This window comes from Enterobacter sp. RHBSTW-00593, assembly GCF_013784105.1.
Classification (GTDB): domain Bacteria; phylum Pseudomonadota; class Gammaproteobacteria; order Enterobacterales; family Enterobacteriaceae; genus Enterobacter; species Enterobacter ludwigii.
In genome coordinates, this window is the sequence record NZ_CP056393.1 from 3272282 (window position 1) to 3285552 (window position 13271).

General features: G+C 50.8%; 25 protein-coding genes. 12 read left to right on the forward strand and 13 right to left on the reverse strand.

Features of this window, described 5'->3' with window-relative positions; genetic code table 11:
- Positions 1-4: 4 nt before the first annotated feature.
- From HV242_RS15510 to HV242_RS15555, 10 genes are all read right to left on the reverse strand, one after another.
- Positions 5-394, reverse strand: a complete 390-nt coding sequence (locus HV242_RS15510) for a RusA family crossover junction endodeoxyribonuclease (protein ID WP_023338483.1) — start codon at positions 392-394, stop codon at positions 5-7.
- Positions 391-711, reverse strand: a complete 321-nt coding sequence (locus HV242_RS15515; RefSeq protein WP_181616774.1) for a LexA family protein — start codon at positions 709-711, stop codon at positions 391-393. The genes HV242_RS15510 and HV242_RS15515 overlap by 4 nt, the downstream gene beginning before the upstream one ends.
- Positions 708-935: a hypothetical protein gene (locus HV242_RS15520; protein ID WP_023293907.1), complete on the reverse strand. Its 228-nt coding sequence runs from the start codon at positions 933-935 to the stop codon at positions 708-710. Before HV242_RS15520 ends, HV242_RS15515 begins: the two co-directional genes overlap by 4 nt.
- Positions 932-1897, reverse strand: a complete 966-nt coding sequence (locus HV242_RS15525; RefSeq protein ID WP_181616775.1) for a DNA cytosine methyltransferase — start codon at positions 1895-1897, stop codon at positions 932-934. Before HV242_RS15525 ends, HV242_RS15520 begins: the two co-directional genes overlap by 4 nt.
- Positions 1894-2553: an MT-A70 family methyltransferase gene (locus HV242_RS15530; protein ID WP_181616776.1), complete on the reverse strand. Its 660-nt coding sequence runs from the start codon at positions 2551-2553 to the stop codon at positions 1894-1896. Before HV242_RS15530 ends, HV242_RS15525 begins: the two co-directional genes overlap by 4 nt.
- Complete coding sequence (locus HV242_RS15535) at positions 2553-3047, reverse strand: hypothetical protein (protein ID WP_181616777.1); 495 nt, start codon at positions 3045-3047, stop codon at positions 2553-2555. Before HV242_RS15535 ends, HV242_RS15530 begins: the two co-directional genes overlap by 1 nt.
- Positions 3044-3970 carry a conserved phage C-terminal domain-containing protein gene (locus HV242_RS15540; protein ID WP_155027445.1) on the reverse strand — a complete coding sequence of 309 codons (927 nt, stop codon included), beginning with the start codon at positions 3968-3970 and terminating at the stop codon, positions 3044-3046. The genes HV242_RS15535 and HV242_RS15540 overlap by 4 nt, the downstream gene beginning before the upstream one ends.
- Positions 3927-4139: a DUF4222 domain-containing protein gene (locus HV242_RS15545; protein WP_181616778.1), complete on the reverse strand. Its 213-nt coding sequence runs from the start codon at positions 4137-4139 to the stop codon at positions 3927-3929. Before HV242_RS15545 ends, HV242_RS15540 begins: the two co-directional genes overlap by 44 nt.
- Before the next feature lie 163 nt (positions 4140-4302).
- Positions 4303-4857 carry a YmfL family putative regulatory protein gene (locus HV242_RS15550; protein WP_180251501.1) on the reverse strand — a complete coding sequence of 185 codons (555 nt, stop codon included), beginning with the start codon at positions 4855-4857 and terminating at the stop codon, positions 4303-4305.
- 25 nt (positions 4858-4882) lie between these two features.
- The gene (locus HV242_RS15555) at positions 4883-5083 is read right to left on the reverse strand and encodes a Cro/CI family transcriptional regulator (RefSeq protein ID WP_180251500.1); all 201 of its coding nucleotides are present in this window, start codon (positions 5081-5083) and stop codon (positions 4883-4885) included.
- Between the two features lie 92 nt (positions 5084-5175).
- On the opposite strand from HV242_RS15555, the gene HV242_RS15560 reads away from it, so the two are divergent.
- Entirely contained in the window at positions 5176-5835 is a 660-nt protein-coding gene (locus HV242_RS15560; RefSeq protein WP_176686561.1) for a LexA family protein, read from the forward strand.
- Between the two features lie 151 nt (positions 5836-5986).
- Here HV242_RS15560 and HV242_RS15565 read toward each other — a convergent pair whose 3' ends face one another.
- Positions 5987-6157: a hypothetical protein gene (locus HV242_RS15565; RefSeq protein ID WP_181616779.1), complete on the reverse strand. Its 171-nt coding sequence runs from the start codon at positions 6155-6157 to the stop codon at positions 5987-5989.
- 64 nt (positions 6158-6221) lie between these two features.
- On the opposite strand from HV242_RS15565, the gene HV242_RS15570 reads away from it, so the two are divergent.
- The 11 genes from HV242_RS15570 (at position 6222) to HV242_RS15620 (ending at position 12437) form a co-directional block, all read left to right on the forward strand.
- Complete coding sequence (locus HV242_RS15570; RefSeq protein ID WP_181616780.1) at positions 6222-6434, forward strand: hypothetical protein; 213 nt, start codon at positions 6222-6224, stop codon at positions 6432-6434.
- Between the two features lie 521 nt (positions 6435-6955).
- The gene (locus HV242_RS15575) at positions 6956-7210 is read left to right on the forward strand and encodes a hypothetical protein (protein ID WP_181616781.1); all 255 of its coding nucleotides are present in this window, start codon (positions 6956-6958) and stop codon (positions 7208-7210) included.
- 58 nt (positions 7211-7268) lie between these two features.
- Positions 7269-7628: a hypothetical protein gene (locus HV242_RS15580; protein ID WP_181616782.1), complete on the forward strand. Its 360-nt coding sequence runs from the start codon at positions 7269-7271 to the stop codon at positions 7626-7628.
- On the forward strand, positions 7628-8455 hold the full coding sequence (locus HV242_RS15585; RefSeq protein WP_181616783.1) for a chromosome partitioning protein ParB: 828 nt from the start codon (positions 7628-7630) through the stop codon (positions 8453-8455). The genes HV242_RS15580 and HV242_RS15585 overlap by 1 nt, the downstream gene beginning before the upstream one ends.
- Positions 8452-8928: a hypothetical protein gene (locus HV242_RS15590; protein ID WP_181616939.1), complete on the forward strand. Its 477-nt coding sequence runs from the start codon at positions 8452-8454 to the stop codon at positions 8926-8928. Before HV242_RS15585 ends, HV242_RS15590 begins: the two co-directional genes overlap by 4 nt.
- Positions 8925-9521: an ead/Ea22-like family protein gene (locus tag HV242_RS15595; RefSeq protein ID WP_181616784.1), complete on the forward strand. Its 597-nt coding sequence runs from the start codon at positions 8925-8927 to the stop codon at positions 9519-9521. The genes HV242_RS15590 and HV242_RS15595 overlap by 4 nt, the downstream gene beginning before the upstream one ends.
- A gap of 2 nt (positions 9522-9523) precedes the next feature.
- Positions 9524-9811, forward strand: coding sequence for a hypothetical protein (locus tag HV242_RS15600; protein ID WP_181616785.1), 288 nt, complete (start codon positions 9524-9526; stop codon positions 9809-9811).
- A gap of 3 nt (positions 9812-9814) precedes the next feature.
- On the forward strand, positions 9815-10447 hold the full coding sequence (locus HV242_RS24305; protein ID WP_249417847.1) for a dATP/dGTP pyrophosphohydrolase domain-containing protein: 633 nt from the start codon (positions 9815-9817) through the stop codon (positions 10445-10447).
- A gap of 299 nt (positions 10448-10746) precedes the next feature.
- Positions 10747-11016, forward strand: a complete 270-nt coding sequence (locus HV242_RS15610) for a hypothetical protein (RefSeq protein WP_181616786.1) — start codon at positions 10747-10749, stop codon at positions 11014-11016.
- A gap of 31 nt (positions 11017-11047) precedes the next feature.
- A complete protein-coding gene (locus tag HV242_RS15615) occupies positions 11048-11257 on the forward strand; it encodes a hypothetical protein (RefSeq protein WP_180251493.1) in 210 nt (69 codons plus the stop codon).
- A gap of 1 nt (position 11258) precedes the next feature.
- Complete coding sequence (locus HV242_RS15620; protein ID WP_181616787.1) at positions 11259-12437, forward strand: phage integrase Arm DNA-binding domain-containing protein; 1179 nt, start codon at positions 11259-11261, stop codon at positions 12435-12437.
- A 274-nt stretch (positions 12438-12711) separates the two neighbouring features.
- Here HV242_RS15620 and HV242_RS15625 read toward each other — a convergent pair whose 3' ends face one another.
- Both HV242_RS15625 and HV242_RS24310 read right to left on the reverse strand, forming a co-directional pair.
- On the reverse strand, positions 12712-13032 hold the full coding sequence (locus HV242_RS15625) for a hypothetical protein (protein WP_155027416.1): 321 nt from the start codon (positions 13030-13032) through the stop codon (positions 12712-12714).
- Positions 13032-13271, reverse strand: a complete 240-nt coding sequence (locus HV242_RS24310; protein ID WP_155027420.1) for a hypothetical protein — start codon at positions 13269-13271, stop codon at positions 13032-13034. Before HV242_RS24310 ends, HV242_RS15625 begins: the two co-directional genes overlap by 1 nt.

Genomic DNA, 13271 nt, shown 5'->3' on the forward strand with positions numbered 1-13271 from the left:
CTTATCAGGCGGCTGCACCCGCCAGAGGTTCATGTTTCTTGATCGATATCTCTACTCGCCCACCAGGTACTTTCGGCCCCCACTCCACCAGCATTCTCTGCACCTGACTGTCATCCTCCCAGATGCCAGCGTGAGTAAGCGCATCAAACAGAGCCTTGTTGTAGTTGTCGATATCACGGCGTCGTTCGTCAGGTGGGTAAAGCATAATTTCGACGGCTGCCGGTGCAGTTGAAGGCTTGGGAAGAAAACGTAACTGCTCAACGATAGCCACACAGGCAGCGCTTTGATATGCCCTGCCCTTGGCGCTGATCAGATGCCGGCCTTTTAACGGCCCCTTATTCGGGGCTCGCCAGTAGGTGTTTACGCTCGGCGGGAACGGGAGCACCAGTTTCATACATTCACTCCCTGCTTTTTCAGCCATTCAACCGCGTTATCTCTGGCCTTGCCTGCACCGGATAACAGGTCTTTGATGATTGTTACAGGATCTGCATCCAGTTCCGTTTTGACGACAGTGATCCCCCTGGCAGCGCCAGGAGCAATGGAGAGATAACCTTTTTTCTTTAGCGCCTTCACATGCTCAGCAGCAGCGTTCGGTGATGAGCAACCAATCAGTTCAGCAAGCTCTATTAAAGTTGGTGGGAAGCCAACCTTCTCAATGTGAACCTTGATAGCTTCATACACTTCACTCTGGCGCGACGTTAATTCGATCATGACTCGACTCCATAACGCCCGTTCAGGCGTCCGATTACGCTGTTGAACATCACCAGACTTACGCCCATCGGTTTTACCTTCTCGTGGTACTCCTTAAGAATCGGAGGTACAACGACGTTCCAGCTTGGCTTCGGCTTCTTCTTCAGGGCTTTTTTAATGGCATCAGAGCATTGACGGGCTACATCACGCACAGCGTTTTCCTGCTCGGTTGATAGCTTCTTCACGCAACCTCCAAGTAAGCTCGAATGAATTCAGCCGCGGCTTGTGCGTTTATGGCGTTACCATAGCCTTTGAGTCGGCCGACGCGGTTGCTGCTTGCCACTCTTGCCACCCCGGGCTCGACTCGTCCCATGCGTGCGGCAGCCCCATCAACCAGCGGGAATGTGCCGGGTTCAACTGGACGCCATTTGCCATCTCGACAAAAGAGCCAGTCCGCATCTCGCCAAAAACCGTTAACCTCAAGGGCCCGCATGTGTACGCCTGGCGGGGTAGCTGATCCAGTCTGTCCTTTCCATCCCGCTGCGCTGTCATTCCCGCCGAGTCCTTCCAGTCGCGTGAGGTTGGTGTCACCCATGCCGCCAGCACTGCAAAGTCCTGAAGGTTTGGCTGACGGCCAGCCTCCTTCCTCGCTATTACCTTTTTCCAGTCCTGGTAACAGTTTTTGACGTTGCTCGCTAATGGACTCGGCCACCCAATAAGCCCGCTCTCTGATGTGCGGAGCACCGATGCCCGCTGACGTAAACGGCACAAGCCCGAAGGCGTAGCCCATTCCTTCCAGATCTGCCTGTACAAGGTCGAACCATGTGTTTGCGTTACCGCTTGCAACCTGTTCGCCAAAGACATGCTGAGGCCTGCGCTCGCTGATGAGCTGGAAGAAGTGTGGCCAAAGGTGCCGCTCGTCAGCAAACCCATCTCCTTTGCCTGCCGCGCTGAAAGGCTGGCACGGGCAGGAGCCAGTCCAGACTGGTTTATCGTCAGGCCATCCGGCGAGGCGCAAGGAATGAGACCAGACGCCAATTCCGGCGAAGAAGTGGCACTGCGTGAATCCTCGCAGATCGTCAGGTGTGACATCTTCAATACTCCTTTCATCAACTTCGCCAGGTGCAATGTGACCGTTAGCGATCAGGTTACGCAGCCACTGAGCTGCATAGGGATCAATTTCGTTGTAATAAGCCGAGGATTTCATGCTGCACGCTCCTGAGGTTTGCCCATTGGAACGGCTACTGCCGGGATAAGCTCAACAGCCGGTGATAGCGACTGATTTCCCCAGTGGTCCCAGCCTGGTGCACCGCAGCGGCTAAATAGTTCGATGCGCGGAACATCACCGTAAAGCTTCTCCAGACGGAAACGCGCCTCGGCGGGCTTTTGGCTGTGCTCACCGAGTGGACTGTAGATAACCTGCTTGATGCTGGCGCACTGGCGTTCGAGTCCATTCCCCCTGGTGGCGATCAGCAGGTCTTCGGTATTGGCTCGGGTGTAGTTCCCGCCGTTCATGCGGGTCTGTACGTTCAACAAGTCGAGGAAGTCGTAAAAGTCCTCCACTCCACCAGCCTGAAGTGCTTTGTTGATGTGCTGCTCTGCCAGAGGGTTGAACTTAACCCAGGTGAAGCCCTTCATCGTACGGACCTTAAAGCCCCATGCTTCAGACAGTTCAATCGCTTCGCGGGTATGCGTGCCGGTGAACCACATAGCCAGAACAGCATCATCAGCAGCAAGGTCCCAAACGGGGAGGCGTTTCATGTCGATAAGCTTCGTCGTGCCGTAGTGATTGGTGGCAGCGCCGTTACTTACTGTATTGCCATATTCCCAGGCTGGGTCAGCGTAAATCAGTGAGTATTTCATCAGACGTTCCTCGCTCTGCCAGCAAGGCACCAGCCATCACCACATGGTTTAGCTCTCTGAACCATGCTCAGGCAGCGCTGGCGCTCATCCAGAATTTTTTCCCGCATCTCTTCGCTTTTGGAGCGGTTGAAGGCATCCATCAGGACCGTGGCGGCCCTCAGGAACAAACCCTTGTCAGATAATTCCTTGGCCTTCTCCATCATCGCAACGACAGCAGGGTTTGGTGCGCTTTCCTGTTTTGGCTCAGGCATCACTTCGGCTTTTTCGACCGGGTAGCGCGGGACAATAGGCCCAATCGGACCAATTGGAGCTTTGGCGTAGTAGCGGAAGGTTGGACGTTCTCCACGGCGTTCTGCTCGTCCCAACATTGCCAGGCGGCATACCGCACGCTGAACACTGTGCAATTCATACTCTGGCAGTGCTGCGGCGATCTCCTTATTCGTCATTCCAGGGTTATTGGCCACGAACAGTTGGATTGTTTTGAGAAAGCTCATGAGTTCGCTCCTCTGAAACCGTTGGGGACTTTGCTGTAGTCAGTGTTCTTGAAGCTGGAACGGAACACGCCATCCTCTCGGGCCCACTCTCCGTTGACGCGAGGAGGACGCCCAGCTTTGGCCCAGCTTTTCGCGGACTTCAGGTAGCCAGGGAATTTGCTAGGCTGGAAAAGAGTCTGTGGGCGGAGATAGGCTGCCATCGTCAGGTCTTCGCTCCACTTGGCGTTGCAGTAGTCCACCACCAGCGATAACTCTTCAACGGTGTAACCTTCCCCGATTCTGGCACGAATGTTTTGCAGCGAGGTTGTTGAAACCTGATACTTGGAGTTAGTAACCTGGTTCAGGTGAACCAAAACCTGTTTAGCCTGATCGGTGATCAACACATCACGGTCTGGTTGCGGCGCAACCGGACAAATAGGTTTTTTAATATCTGTAGTATTCTCTGTTGTATTCTCTGTAAGAACATCAGTGCAATTTGACCTGATGAGAGCGGTTCGTTTTGACCCGATGGAGCGTTTCACTTTGACCTCTTCCATCGGTTCATTTTGACCTGATGGAAGAGTGCATTTTGAACTCTTCGATTTGGTCACTTTGACCTCATCTAAAAGTTCGCTTTCGTAGTTGATCGTGTAGTAGTTAGTCATGTCGCGCTGAGACTTGTTCAGTTGCTCAACTTTGAGCACGCCGAGGTTCTTCAGTCTGGTAAATGTGCGCTTCAACGTAGACTCAGACCAGAACGGGAACTGCTCCAGCCACTGCTCGTTGGTGTTATAAATCCAGCGCACGCCGTCACGCTCCAGTCCGGAGGTGGTTTCTTTAAGCCAGTAGTTAACCTGCTGCAACGCAATGGCCTCGTTCAGGCCAATGCTGTACGCAAGGTCAGGGTTTATCACTATCGGCCGGGATGGCATCAACAGGCTCATGGTCGTCCTTTAACTCTGTAAATTTACGCTGGAATTGGTCAAGAGGGCTGAAGCACTCATGTTCGTACCCTTCGCGCAGGTATATAACGCGTCGACTCTCAGGCTCCCATCTGATGACACGGACCGGGACGCCGTAGTGGTCTTTGAATCGCCGGTTAAGTTCACGCATAACGATTCCCCTTTACGACGCCACACACCCACAATTCCCATGGCCCTGCTGTGGTTACACGCAACCCAGCGGCCTGATACCATGCGCTCATACCGAAACGACGAGGTTCCAACAACGGGAATACCACGGAGTTGCGGGAGACGGTTGTTTACCGTTAAACTGTTCATGCGTTAGTTTCTCCACTGATACGACACGCCACGGAGCCCGGAGCTGCACACTCGCGGGCTTCACTCTTTTCTGGTGCGCAAAACACACGGAAAAGTAGCGTTAAATGCTCTTGCCACTTGGCCATAACCTGATAGCTGTTCTCTTCGATTTGAGCGCGTTCTGACGCGTCAATAACACCATCGGCTGTAGCCTTTCTGAGGTATTGAGAGTGTTTGCCAATCCACTCTACTGATTCCATCAAGCGCTGATTGATATCTCCGTTCTCCACTTCCTCAACATCAGCCAGTGGAACAAAGACGCCGTTTGAATGGCGAGCAATTGCGTTTGCAATGTGATTTGACCCACCAGCTCGCTGTAACACCATGGCCCAGCCAAGAGGGAAAATCTGATCTCCATCCATGCGGAGACGGTTAAATAAAGCGTTTTCTGTAACTCCAAGCCACTCGGCAGCTTCGCTATATCCGCCAGGTAATTCAGTAATAGTTTTTTTGATAGCAGCAACCAACCAAACCGGTTGTTTATCAACTTTCCATTCAGGTTCTATACCCACGGCCAACCCCTCATCTCTGTGGTTATTAACAAGCTGCTGAATCTGTAGACTTTTGGTAAAGACTGGCATCGTACTTAAGCTTGCCTTTCGTAATTCTCTCGATAACGAACGCTTGCTTTTGAGGGATAACTTCACCCCATCGGCAAACTGCCGGGTGGGAAATCCCAAGAACACTTGCGGTTTTTGATACGCCGCCGAAGTGCTCAATGACTTCTGATTTACGCATGGTTCCTCCTGGTTAACTCACGCCTTAAAGGTAACAAAAGGTACATCAAATAGCAAACAACAGTTACAAGGAATCAATGTAACATTGGTTACATGAAAACAGAGATGAAAGACCGAATAAGATCCCGTCGAGTTCAACTCGACATAACACAGCAGACCCTGGCTAAACGCTTGGGCGTCAGCCGTGTTTCCGTGACTAAATGGGAGAGCGGTACAACCAAGCCTGATGGAGAGAACCTCCACCAGCTGGCAATGGCGCTGCAGACAACTCCAGAATGGATTCTTTACGGTCAAGGTGAGGAAACCCAGGACGATACGAAAGTTGTTCCCTTCCTTAAGCCACCAACGGCAGTCCCTATTATCTCGGCCGTTCAAGCCGGGATGTGGACTGATACTTATGCATGCTCAAGGCTTTCTGATGTGATTTCATGGACGCAAACCACTGCAAACGTTTCTGATGAAGTATTCGGCCTGGTAGTTCGCGGGGAGTCAATGACCAACCCTCACGGCCTCCCATCCATTCCAGAAGGATCGATCGTTATTGTTGAGCCTCATTATGGCCAACTGGATGACCTTTACGGGAAAATAGTTGTGGCGATACTTGATGGTTCAGCAGAGGCAACGGTCAAAAAGCTTGTTTGGGATAGCCCTTACGCATATTTAATGCCCCTCAATCCTTCATTTAAACCCATCCCAATAGACGGTAATTGCCGAATTGTTGGGAAAGTAGTTCAGATAACCCAGAACATTTAAGTCCTTCATTTCCAATGCCAGATATCCTTCTGGCATTTTTTTCGCTCATCAAGGTAACAAAAAGTACATTCGCCGCTTGACCATTGAAGTAACTAAAGGTACATTTAAATCACACCACAGGTACTGACAGTTACCTGCGCCGGTGTGGTAGTTAGCAGTACGGTATATGGCACATGTGCCGCAGCGGTCCGGGGATTTCTTTCAGTATCCAGATCCAGCGGGTAGCCGGAATGTGCAAGCCAGGCGTGTACGGCAGCCAGAAGCGTTTCACCAGCGTGGCGATCAGGTGTGACACCTCGGAAGAGACGAGGATAAAAGCCACTCACAATAAGTATCAGTTGGATGCTTATCGGGACTGGAGGAATCACCACTTGAAGGAGTTAAGCATGACCATTCAGGTTCGTGTTACTGACAACCCTTGCAATATCGGAAATGGATTTTGGGATATAGGTAAAGCTTTCGAGGTTGTTGGTGAAACTAATTGCTTTTACATAATTGAAGGTGGTTTCAAGGTTAATAAGAAACACTTTTCGATTGCTGGGACAGCATGTGGTAATCACAGCGTGAAAGTAGAGCTTATCACAGAGAAATCACGATAAAAGCCGGGATAACCGGAACATAACTGAAAGCGCATTCCTCTTTCACTGATGGGGATCGGTTTGTTAACTGGCGGAGTGCGCTTCCAGTTGTGGTGAATGCGCAGGCTGATGCGTCGTGACTACAGTAGTGCGCGCTTCACGGGGAATTGCTACAACCCTGAGCCGGATTTCAGCACCGGTCACCACAACCACATCACGTTAGGACCGTGGTAACCCGTAGTAGCTGTACCAGATGCTGTGTGTAGTCTTGGCGGTCGGCAGTTGTGAATGTCCTTAATGTCGACCGCCCCTTTTCACAACTGAAAGCGCGTTCGGCCAATTCCTTGAGAGGCCTCAGTCGTTAAATCAACTCAGGGGAACGCGCTCCCAATTGTGGAGAAGCTAACAGGCGGTGGCAGCCGCCCGTTTCACTAAGTGCCCTTTTTGGGTGCTTATTAAAACGAAACCCACTTATGTTTTGTCGCCAATCGGCGAGGGATTCGTGCAACCAAAATTCAGCGGATATTTCCACTGGAGGACTGATGAACCACCTCGAATTTATTGAGAAAAACGTAAGGGAACAGCTGATTAAGCAAGGCTTTTCTTCTTCGGTGGCTCAGGGGGGGGCTTGGCAAGCACTTGATTTATATAAGCGCATGTCACAAGCCAGTAAGAAAGGCGCGATTTTCGATGATGTGATGAGGCATGCGAAAGCCTGGGCAGATAAACAGGTTTCAAAAGCTGAAGTTACGCGGAGAAAACGCACCTCACACAAAGACCAAGGCGGCCTCTTCTGAGTTGTAAGGCCAATAATTCAGCGCTGTGCAGAGCGCTTATAACACGGAGAAACTATCCATGACGAACACACAGAACGTCACCGAGCTACAACCACGCATGACCAGAGAGCAGCTGATCGAAGCAGCACGTATCGCCGCTAAGTTCCTGCCAGTTGCATCAGCTCAGCTTATGAATGAGCTTGCTAACCGTCTCGATATCACCAGCGTAGCGCTTTGCGAAGCGATGGCACAGCGTAAGGAACTTGCTGAGCAGAACGCCACCCTACGCGAAGATGTTGCCAGCTGGGCCAAAGAGTGTGACCGCCTTGAAGAGCGCCGCACAAAGACGCCTACGAATGTTCACTCACTGGAAGCGCAGCGCGAATTACGTGAGTTGCCGGCGGTCGTATTTACCCATGAAGACGAGGTAGCGCTCTAATGGCTAACTCATTCAAACAAATGACCCGTGACGGTACCATTAAGCGTACCGATACCGGGATGTTCATCCCCCTTTCCGATATCCATGTTCGTGAAGGTTTCAACAAGCGTGAAGACGATGAACGCACCCGCCAGGCTGATGATGACCTGTTTAACTACCTGATGAACGGCGGATCAGTTCCACCGCTGGAAGTTATCGCCCGTGATGAAGGTGGCGTGTGGGTTGTTGAAGGTCACCGTCGCCGTCGTTGCTACGCGCGCTGCGCTGAAGCTGGAAAGCCAGTAGACCGCATTCACATCATGCCGTTCAACGGTAACGATGTGCAGAGACTGGCGCGCATCATGACCAGTAACAACCAGCTGCCGCTCTCCGATATGGAACAGGCCGCAGTTATTCAAGAGCTGCATAACGCCTTTAACCAGACCACCAGCGAGATCGCAAAACTGGTCAATAAGTCTGTACCTACTGTCGAAAAGCTCTTGCTACTTAGCACAGCTAACCACGACGTTCAGAAAGAAGTTAAATCCGGCAACGTGTCCGTAGATGTGGCTGTTGATCGAGTAAAAGAGTTCGGCGAAAAGGCCGGTGAGGTTCTCCAGAAGGATAAAGCTTCCGCTGCCGCAAAGGGTAAGAAGAAAGTTACCCGCAGCGTTATAGCGCCGGAAATTAGCGTGAAGAAAGCGCGACGTCTTGTAGAGCTGATCAGCCTGGCGGGTGTAAGCGACACAGGCGTTATCTCTCTCGAAGGATTGGTCCATGCGGAAGTTTTAGGAATCATCGACGAGCACAAAGCTATCGCAGCTCAGCGTCAAGGAGAAACATCGTGATTACCGAAAAAAATAATGTCTTTTATTGCGACTGTGGATTTTCTTTCCTGAGAGGTCACAGCGGCGCGCATGACTGTGCTGTTGGCCTTCGTAATAAGCTGTCCAAGTCTGAAGCCAGGTGCGCGGCGCTGGCTGCGGAGAATGCGGGGCTGAAGGCTGCATTAAATCCTAAAGTAATCCCTGATGCGGCAGTCGAAGCGTTTAATGAAACAGCCATCATGGACCACGACTGGAATGAGACAAGCGAATGGTCATGGGTGGAGAACGATACCGATGTTATTCGTGCCGTACTTGAATCCATCAAGCCTGATACCCCAGCCACCGACGCTTTCCTGGCTGAAGTGCGGGCGCAGGGTGTTGATGTAGCTATCGAGCACTTGATTAACAAATTCGAAGGAACAGGGCGCATTGGCGTTCCCATAATGGCTCTGGAGTGGCTGTCGAAGGAACTTCGCAAAGGGGTGCGGTCATGAGCAACATCGACAAGCAGTCGCTGCGTGAGCGCTACTCCGCAAAACCGATACCAAAATGCCATATTTGCGGTACCGAAATGACAATACAGCGGATGTCTGGTAGCCGCGTAACTTACGGCTGCTCAGGCGCAATTTACGATGAAACCGGATGCCACTACGCCGATGGCCGCAGCCTGGCTGATGACCATTATGAACAATCCCGCGTCACTGTCACAGATGAAAGTGATCCTGATGTGCTAGCGCTGCAGGATGAGCTGGAAGCCGCAGAGAAGCGGATTTCTGAACTTGAGAGCGACAATGCATACATCAGAAACAGGCACAAAGAACTAGACCTGTTAATCGGGAAAAACATTCTGGTAATGCAGGCCGCAATCATCGAATGGCAGGGAACTGGCGACGCCAGAAAGGGGCTGGCATGGATTTATAACACGCTATTTGGCCCAGGCGAACTGCCGGACGAATCGGAGAAAGACGCCCAGGCCTATTTTGACCGTAAATATGCTCCTCTCGACGAAGAACTCATGAATCTTCATCGGTGGTTCTGGGAGCAAAGCGAAGCTGAGCGCGCCGCCGCAGCCGGTAAAGGAGAGTGAGCATGGCTACTTTGCAGGAATTAATCGACCTGACGCCAGAACAAGAAAAGGCGTGGAAGCGCCTTGAGAAAGCAGTGAAGGATTTCCGAGCAGCCGGAGGTAAGTTCTATAGCGTTTTGGACACGCTGAGCGCCTACAACGGCGAGCACGTTGCCTACATTGATAACGACACGGGCTATCACACCGCAAGCGTCTACATGCCGAGCATTGATGCTACAGGATTTACCAGCTGGGCTGATGATTGGCACGGCATCACGCTGAAAGATGGCGTTAAAGTGGATGAGGACTAACCCATGAGCACTATTACCAAAGAGCGCGTTGCGGAATTCATTAAAAACCCTCTCGATAACGGCTTAACCCGTGGCGAACAAATGGAGCTGGCGCGTATCGCGCTGGCATCGCTCGAAGCGGAGGCTGTGCCGGAATGGACAAACGAGCAGTGCATGGAGTTCCTGTCTATCGCTTTCCGGCATGCAGAAATTAACGGCGACCTTCAGCTGGACGATATCCGCCTGGGTGTGAAGATGGTTAATGGTAGCCGCGCCGCCATGCTTCAGGGTGCCGATGGCAACTCTCCGGTGATTACGGATGAGAAAGGCTCATCTTTGCAGTTACGCAATCTCATCCGTCAGCGCCATGCTGAGTGGTCACAGGCTACGTTCGGCGATGTTGGTCCTGTTGGACCGCTTAAACACCTCAGCAAAGAAGCGCTGGAAGCAGCGGCGGAACCTGAAGACCTCAGCGAGTGGGCTGATATGCAATTCCTGCTATGGGATGCCCAGCGCCGCGCCGGTATCAGCGATGTTGAAATTACAGCAGCGATGGAAGAAAAGCTGAAGGTGAATATGGCGCGCCAGTGGCCAGAGCCGAAAGACGGAGAGCCGAGACAGCATATCAAAGCAGCACCACAGCAGGAGGTGAAGTGATGGTTACTGGAGGATATACCCTTGACCTCACCTGTGACTGCCAAAAGTGCCAGTCCTACATGGGCGATCCTGATTACAGAACGGAAGAGCGCGGGTTTAAGCGGCTAATTGGCGACAATTTTACGGAGTGTTTCAGGGCGGCCAAGAAGCGAGGCTGGAAATTTAACGCAAACAAAACTCACTGCCTTGCGCCTGGTCATTCATACCGAAAAGATGGTGACATCCATGCCTAACCCATTCGACGCAGTAATGTTCGTACTGCTGGCAATCGGCGCACTTCAGCAAATTGGGTGGCTGCCATGGTGAGCAAACTCAAACAGCGGCGCTTGCGCCGCCTTAAAGCAGATGTCGCCTGGTGGCGTGAAGAGGCTGAGGATTGCCGCGCCCGCCTGCTGGAGCTGGCCGGGGAAATAGACAGGCTAAAAAAGCTGGTTATCCGCGTACCGATGCCTGTTCTGATGCCAAAGGAGATGCTCCACCAGCTCTATTACACCGAAACAAAAAGATGTCGTACCTGCAATGATGGGCTCCGTGGTGGTTGTTCATCATGCATTTTCTTTAAGAGATAGCCGGGTGCAGCCGGTTAAGTGGAGAATAGCCATGGCCAAGTTGATGAAGGCGAGTCTGTGGGGTAAGCGAGAGTTTGAACCAGGCTCTGTTCCAGATAACAGAACTATTAAACGCTGGATTGAAAACGGTAAGCTTCAGGGTCGCATCGTAGATGGAACGATCCTTGTAAGTTCCTCAGAAAAATGGGGCGTTGACTCAATGGTCAGTGAAAGAGTTCGTCAGTTAATTCAAGAGGATTAACATGGCCGCAAGACCACGTAAAAGGGAAAACCGCAATCTCCCTGACTTCCTGCTTTATGATAAAGCCACCGGACAATATCGCTTTACGCTTATAACCGGGAAACGTAAAAGCATTGGAACTGATCGCGTAATGGCAATCGCCATTGCCAAAGAATATAACCTCAGAATGAGGCCTGAAACGGTCCCATCCGTTGAAAGTCTAATCAGAGACTCAGGCGGACTTAATGGAGAAGCGCAACCATTCAGCCACCATGTTGATCGCATTATGGCGCGTGCCGTTGCCGATGAAAAACCATCACAAAGTACCTTGGACGACTGGAATAATGACGCTATAAGGGTTAAGGAATTTTTTATCGACATCCCTGCTTGTGACATTGAGCTTGAGCATGTTAACCAGTTTATTAACCGCTACCATGCTGATGCATCAGCTAACGTTCAAAACAGGAAAGTGAGCTTTCTAAAAAAACTGTTCTCTTATGCTGTTGACGAATCATTAATGATGGATAACCCGGCAGCACGTAAAAAAATGCGCCGCGTTGAAGAGAAGAAGCGCAAGCGGCTCGCGCTGGATAACTTTATTGCTATTAGAAACGCAGCAGAACCATGGTTAAGAACCGCAATGGACCTTGCCCTTCAAACGACACATGCTCGTCTCGAAGTTTCAAGAATAAAATATTCGATAAGAGAACCGAAGAACGGCGTTTGTGGATGTGTATGGTTAGACCAACCTGAAAACGGAATATACGGAACTTTGTACATTCACCGCCAGAAGGTGCAAAAGAAAGAAGCATCGCACGTAGCGATCCCAATTGGAGAGGAATTGAAGAGGATTATTGACGATAGCCGGGATAGTGTTGCCAGTCCGTATGTTGTTCACCGGATACCAGAACGAAATAACAAGCGCAGTAAAGAGGTTTCGCACCCTACTCAGGTAGCGCCAGATTATCTTAGCCGTTCGTTCTCTGCACTGCGTGACAAACTTGGGTTGTGTGATCATCTTCCAATGGATGAGCGTCCAACCTTTCATGAGATCAGGGCACTTGCCGCTCACTTGTTTGATAGCCAGGGTATCGACCCTCAGGGCAGGATGGCTCATAGTGATGCCAAATCAACGAAGATATATACCAGTAATCATATCGACTGGGTTATGGTTCCACATGGTGAGATCAAGGCAGGATAACCAATGGCGAAACCACACCTTAAGTCATTGATGTGTATAGTGCAGATAATGCGTAAATTTCACTGTTTGCTTATACAGTCGAATGATGTGCAAGCCAGTAATGGCGCGGCTTAGAGGCATTTTACACAGGTGACATGGGGTGTCGGGGGTCGGAGGTTCAAATCCTCTCGTGCCGACCAAAAATACTCTTTAAACCAGCCAGCTATGGCTGGTTTTTTTATTTATGTAAAATCAAAATGGTGAAACTGTGGTGAAAAGGTGGTTAAACCGCTCCTTAAATTGCCGGACAGTTATCATTAACAACTCTGTTTAGGCTGTGTGTAAGCACCCCAAAAACCTCAACCCCATCTAGCGCGTCACCTTCTATTGATTCCCCATCTTCAGTTATCAATGCCTCACCGTAGAGCTTCGCGAACTCGTTACTGTTATCGATTCTTACAAGTAACGTATCCCCTTGCTCTGGCTTCAATGCAACGTTAATTACAGCCCATCCGCTTGACGTTTCAATTACCCGGCAGTTTCCATCAATCCCGCATAGAAGGTCGATAGTTAATCTTTGTTCCTGATAGTCCATGGCAGGTGAAGGAAAGCCCATTAGAAAATCCTCCCCATGTTACGCAGGATCCAATATCGGTTATCGCTACCGTCTGTAGTCTTATCTGCGAAGTCAGGCTGGTAACGTTCAATCCATGCATTTGCATCTTCCCTGCTGAAGTGCCAGCTCTTCTCTCGCAGCTTTGTGACAAAACTGTCTGTTCTCAAGTAGCGGTACCCTTTAGGATTTAGTTGTATGGCCGCACTGAAAGCGGTTTGGATGTCAGATTGACGAGGCAT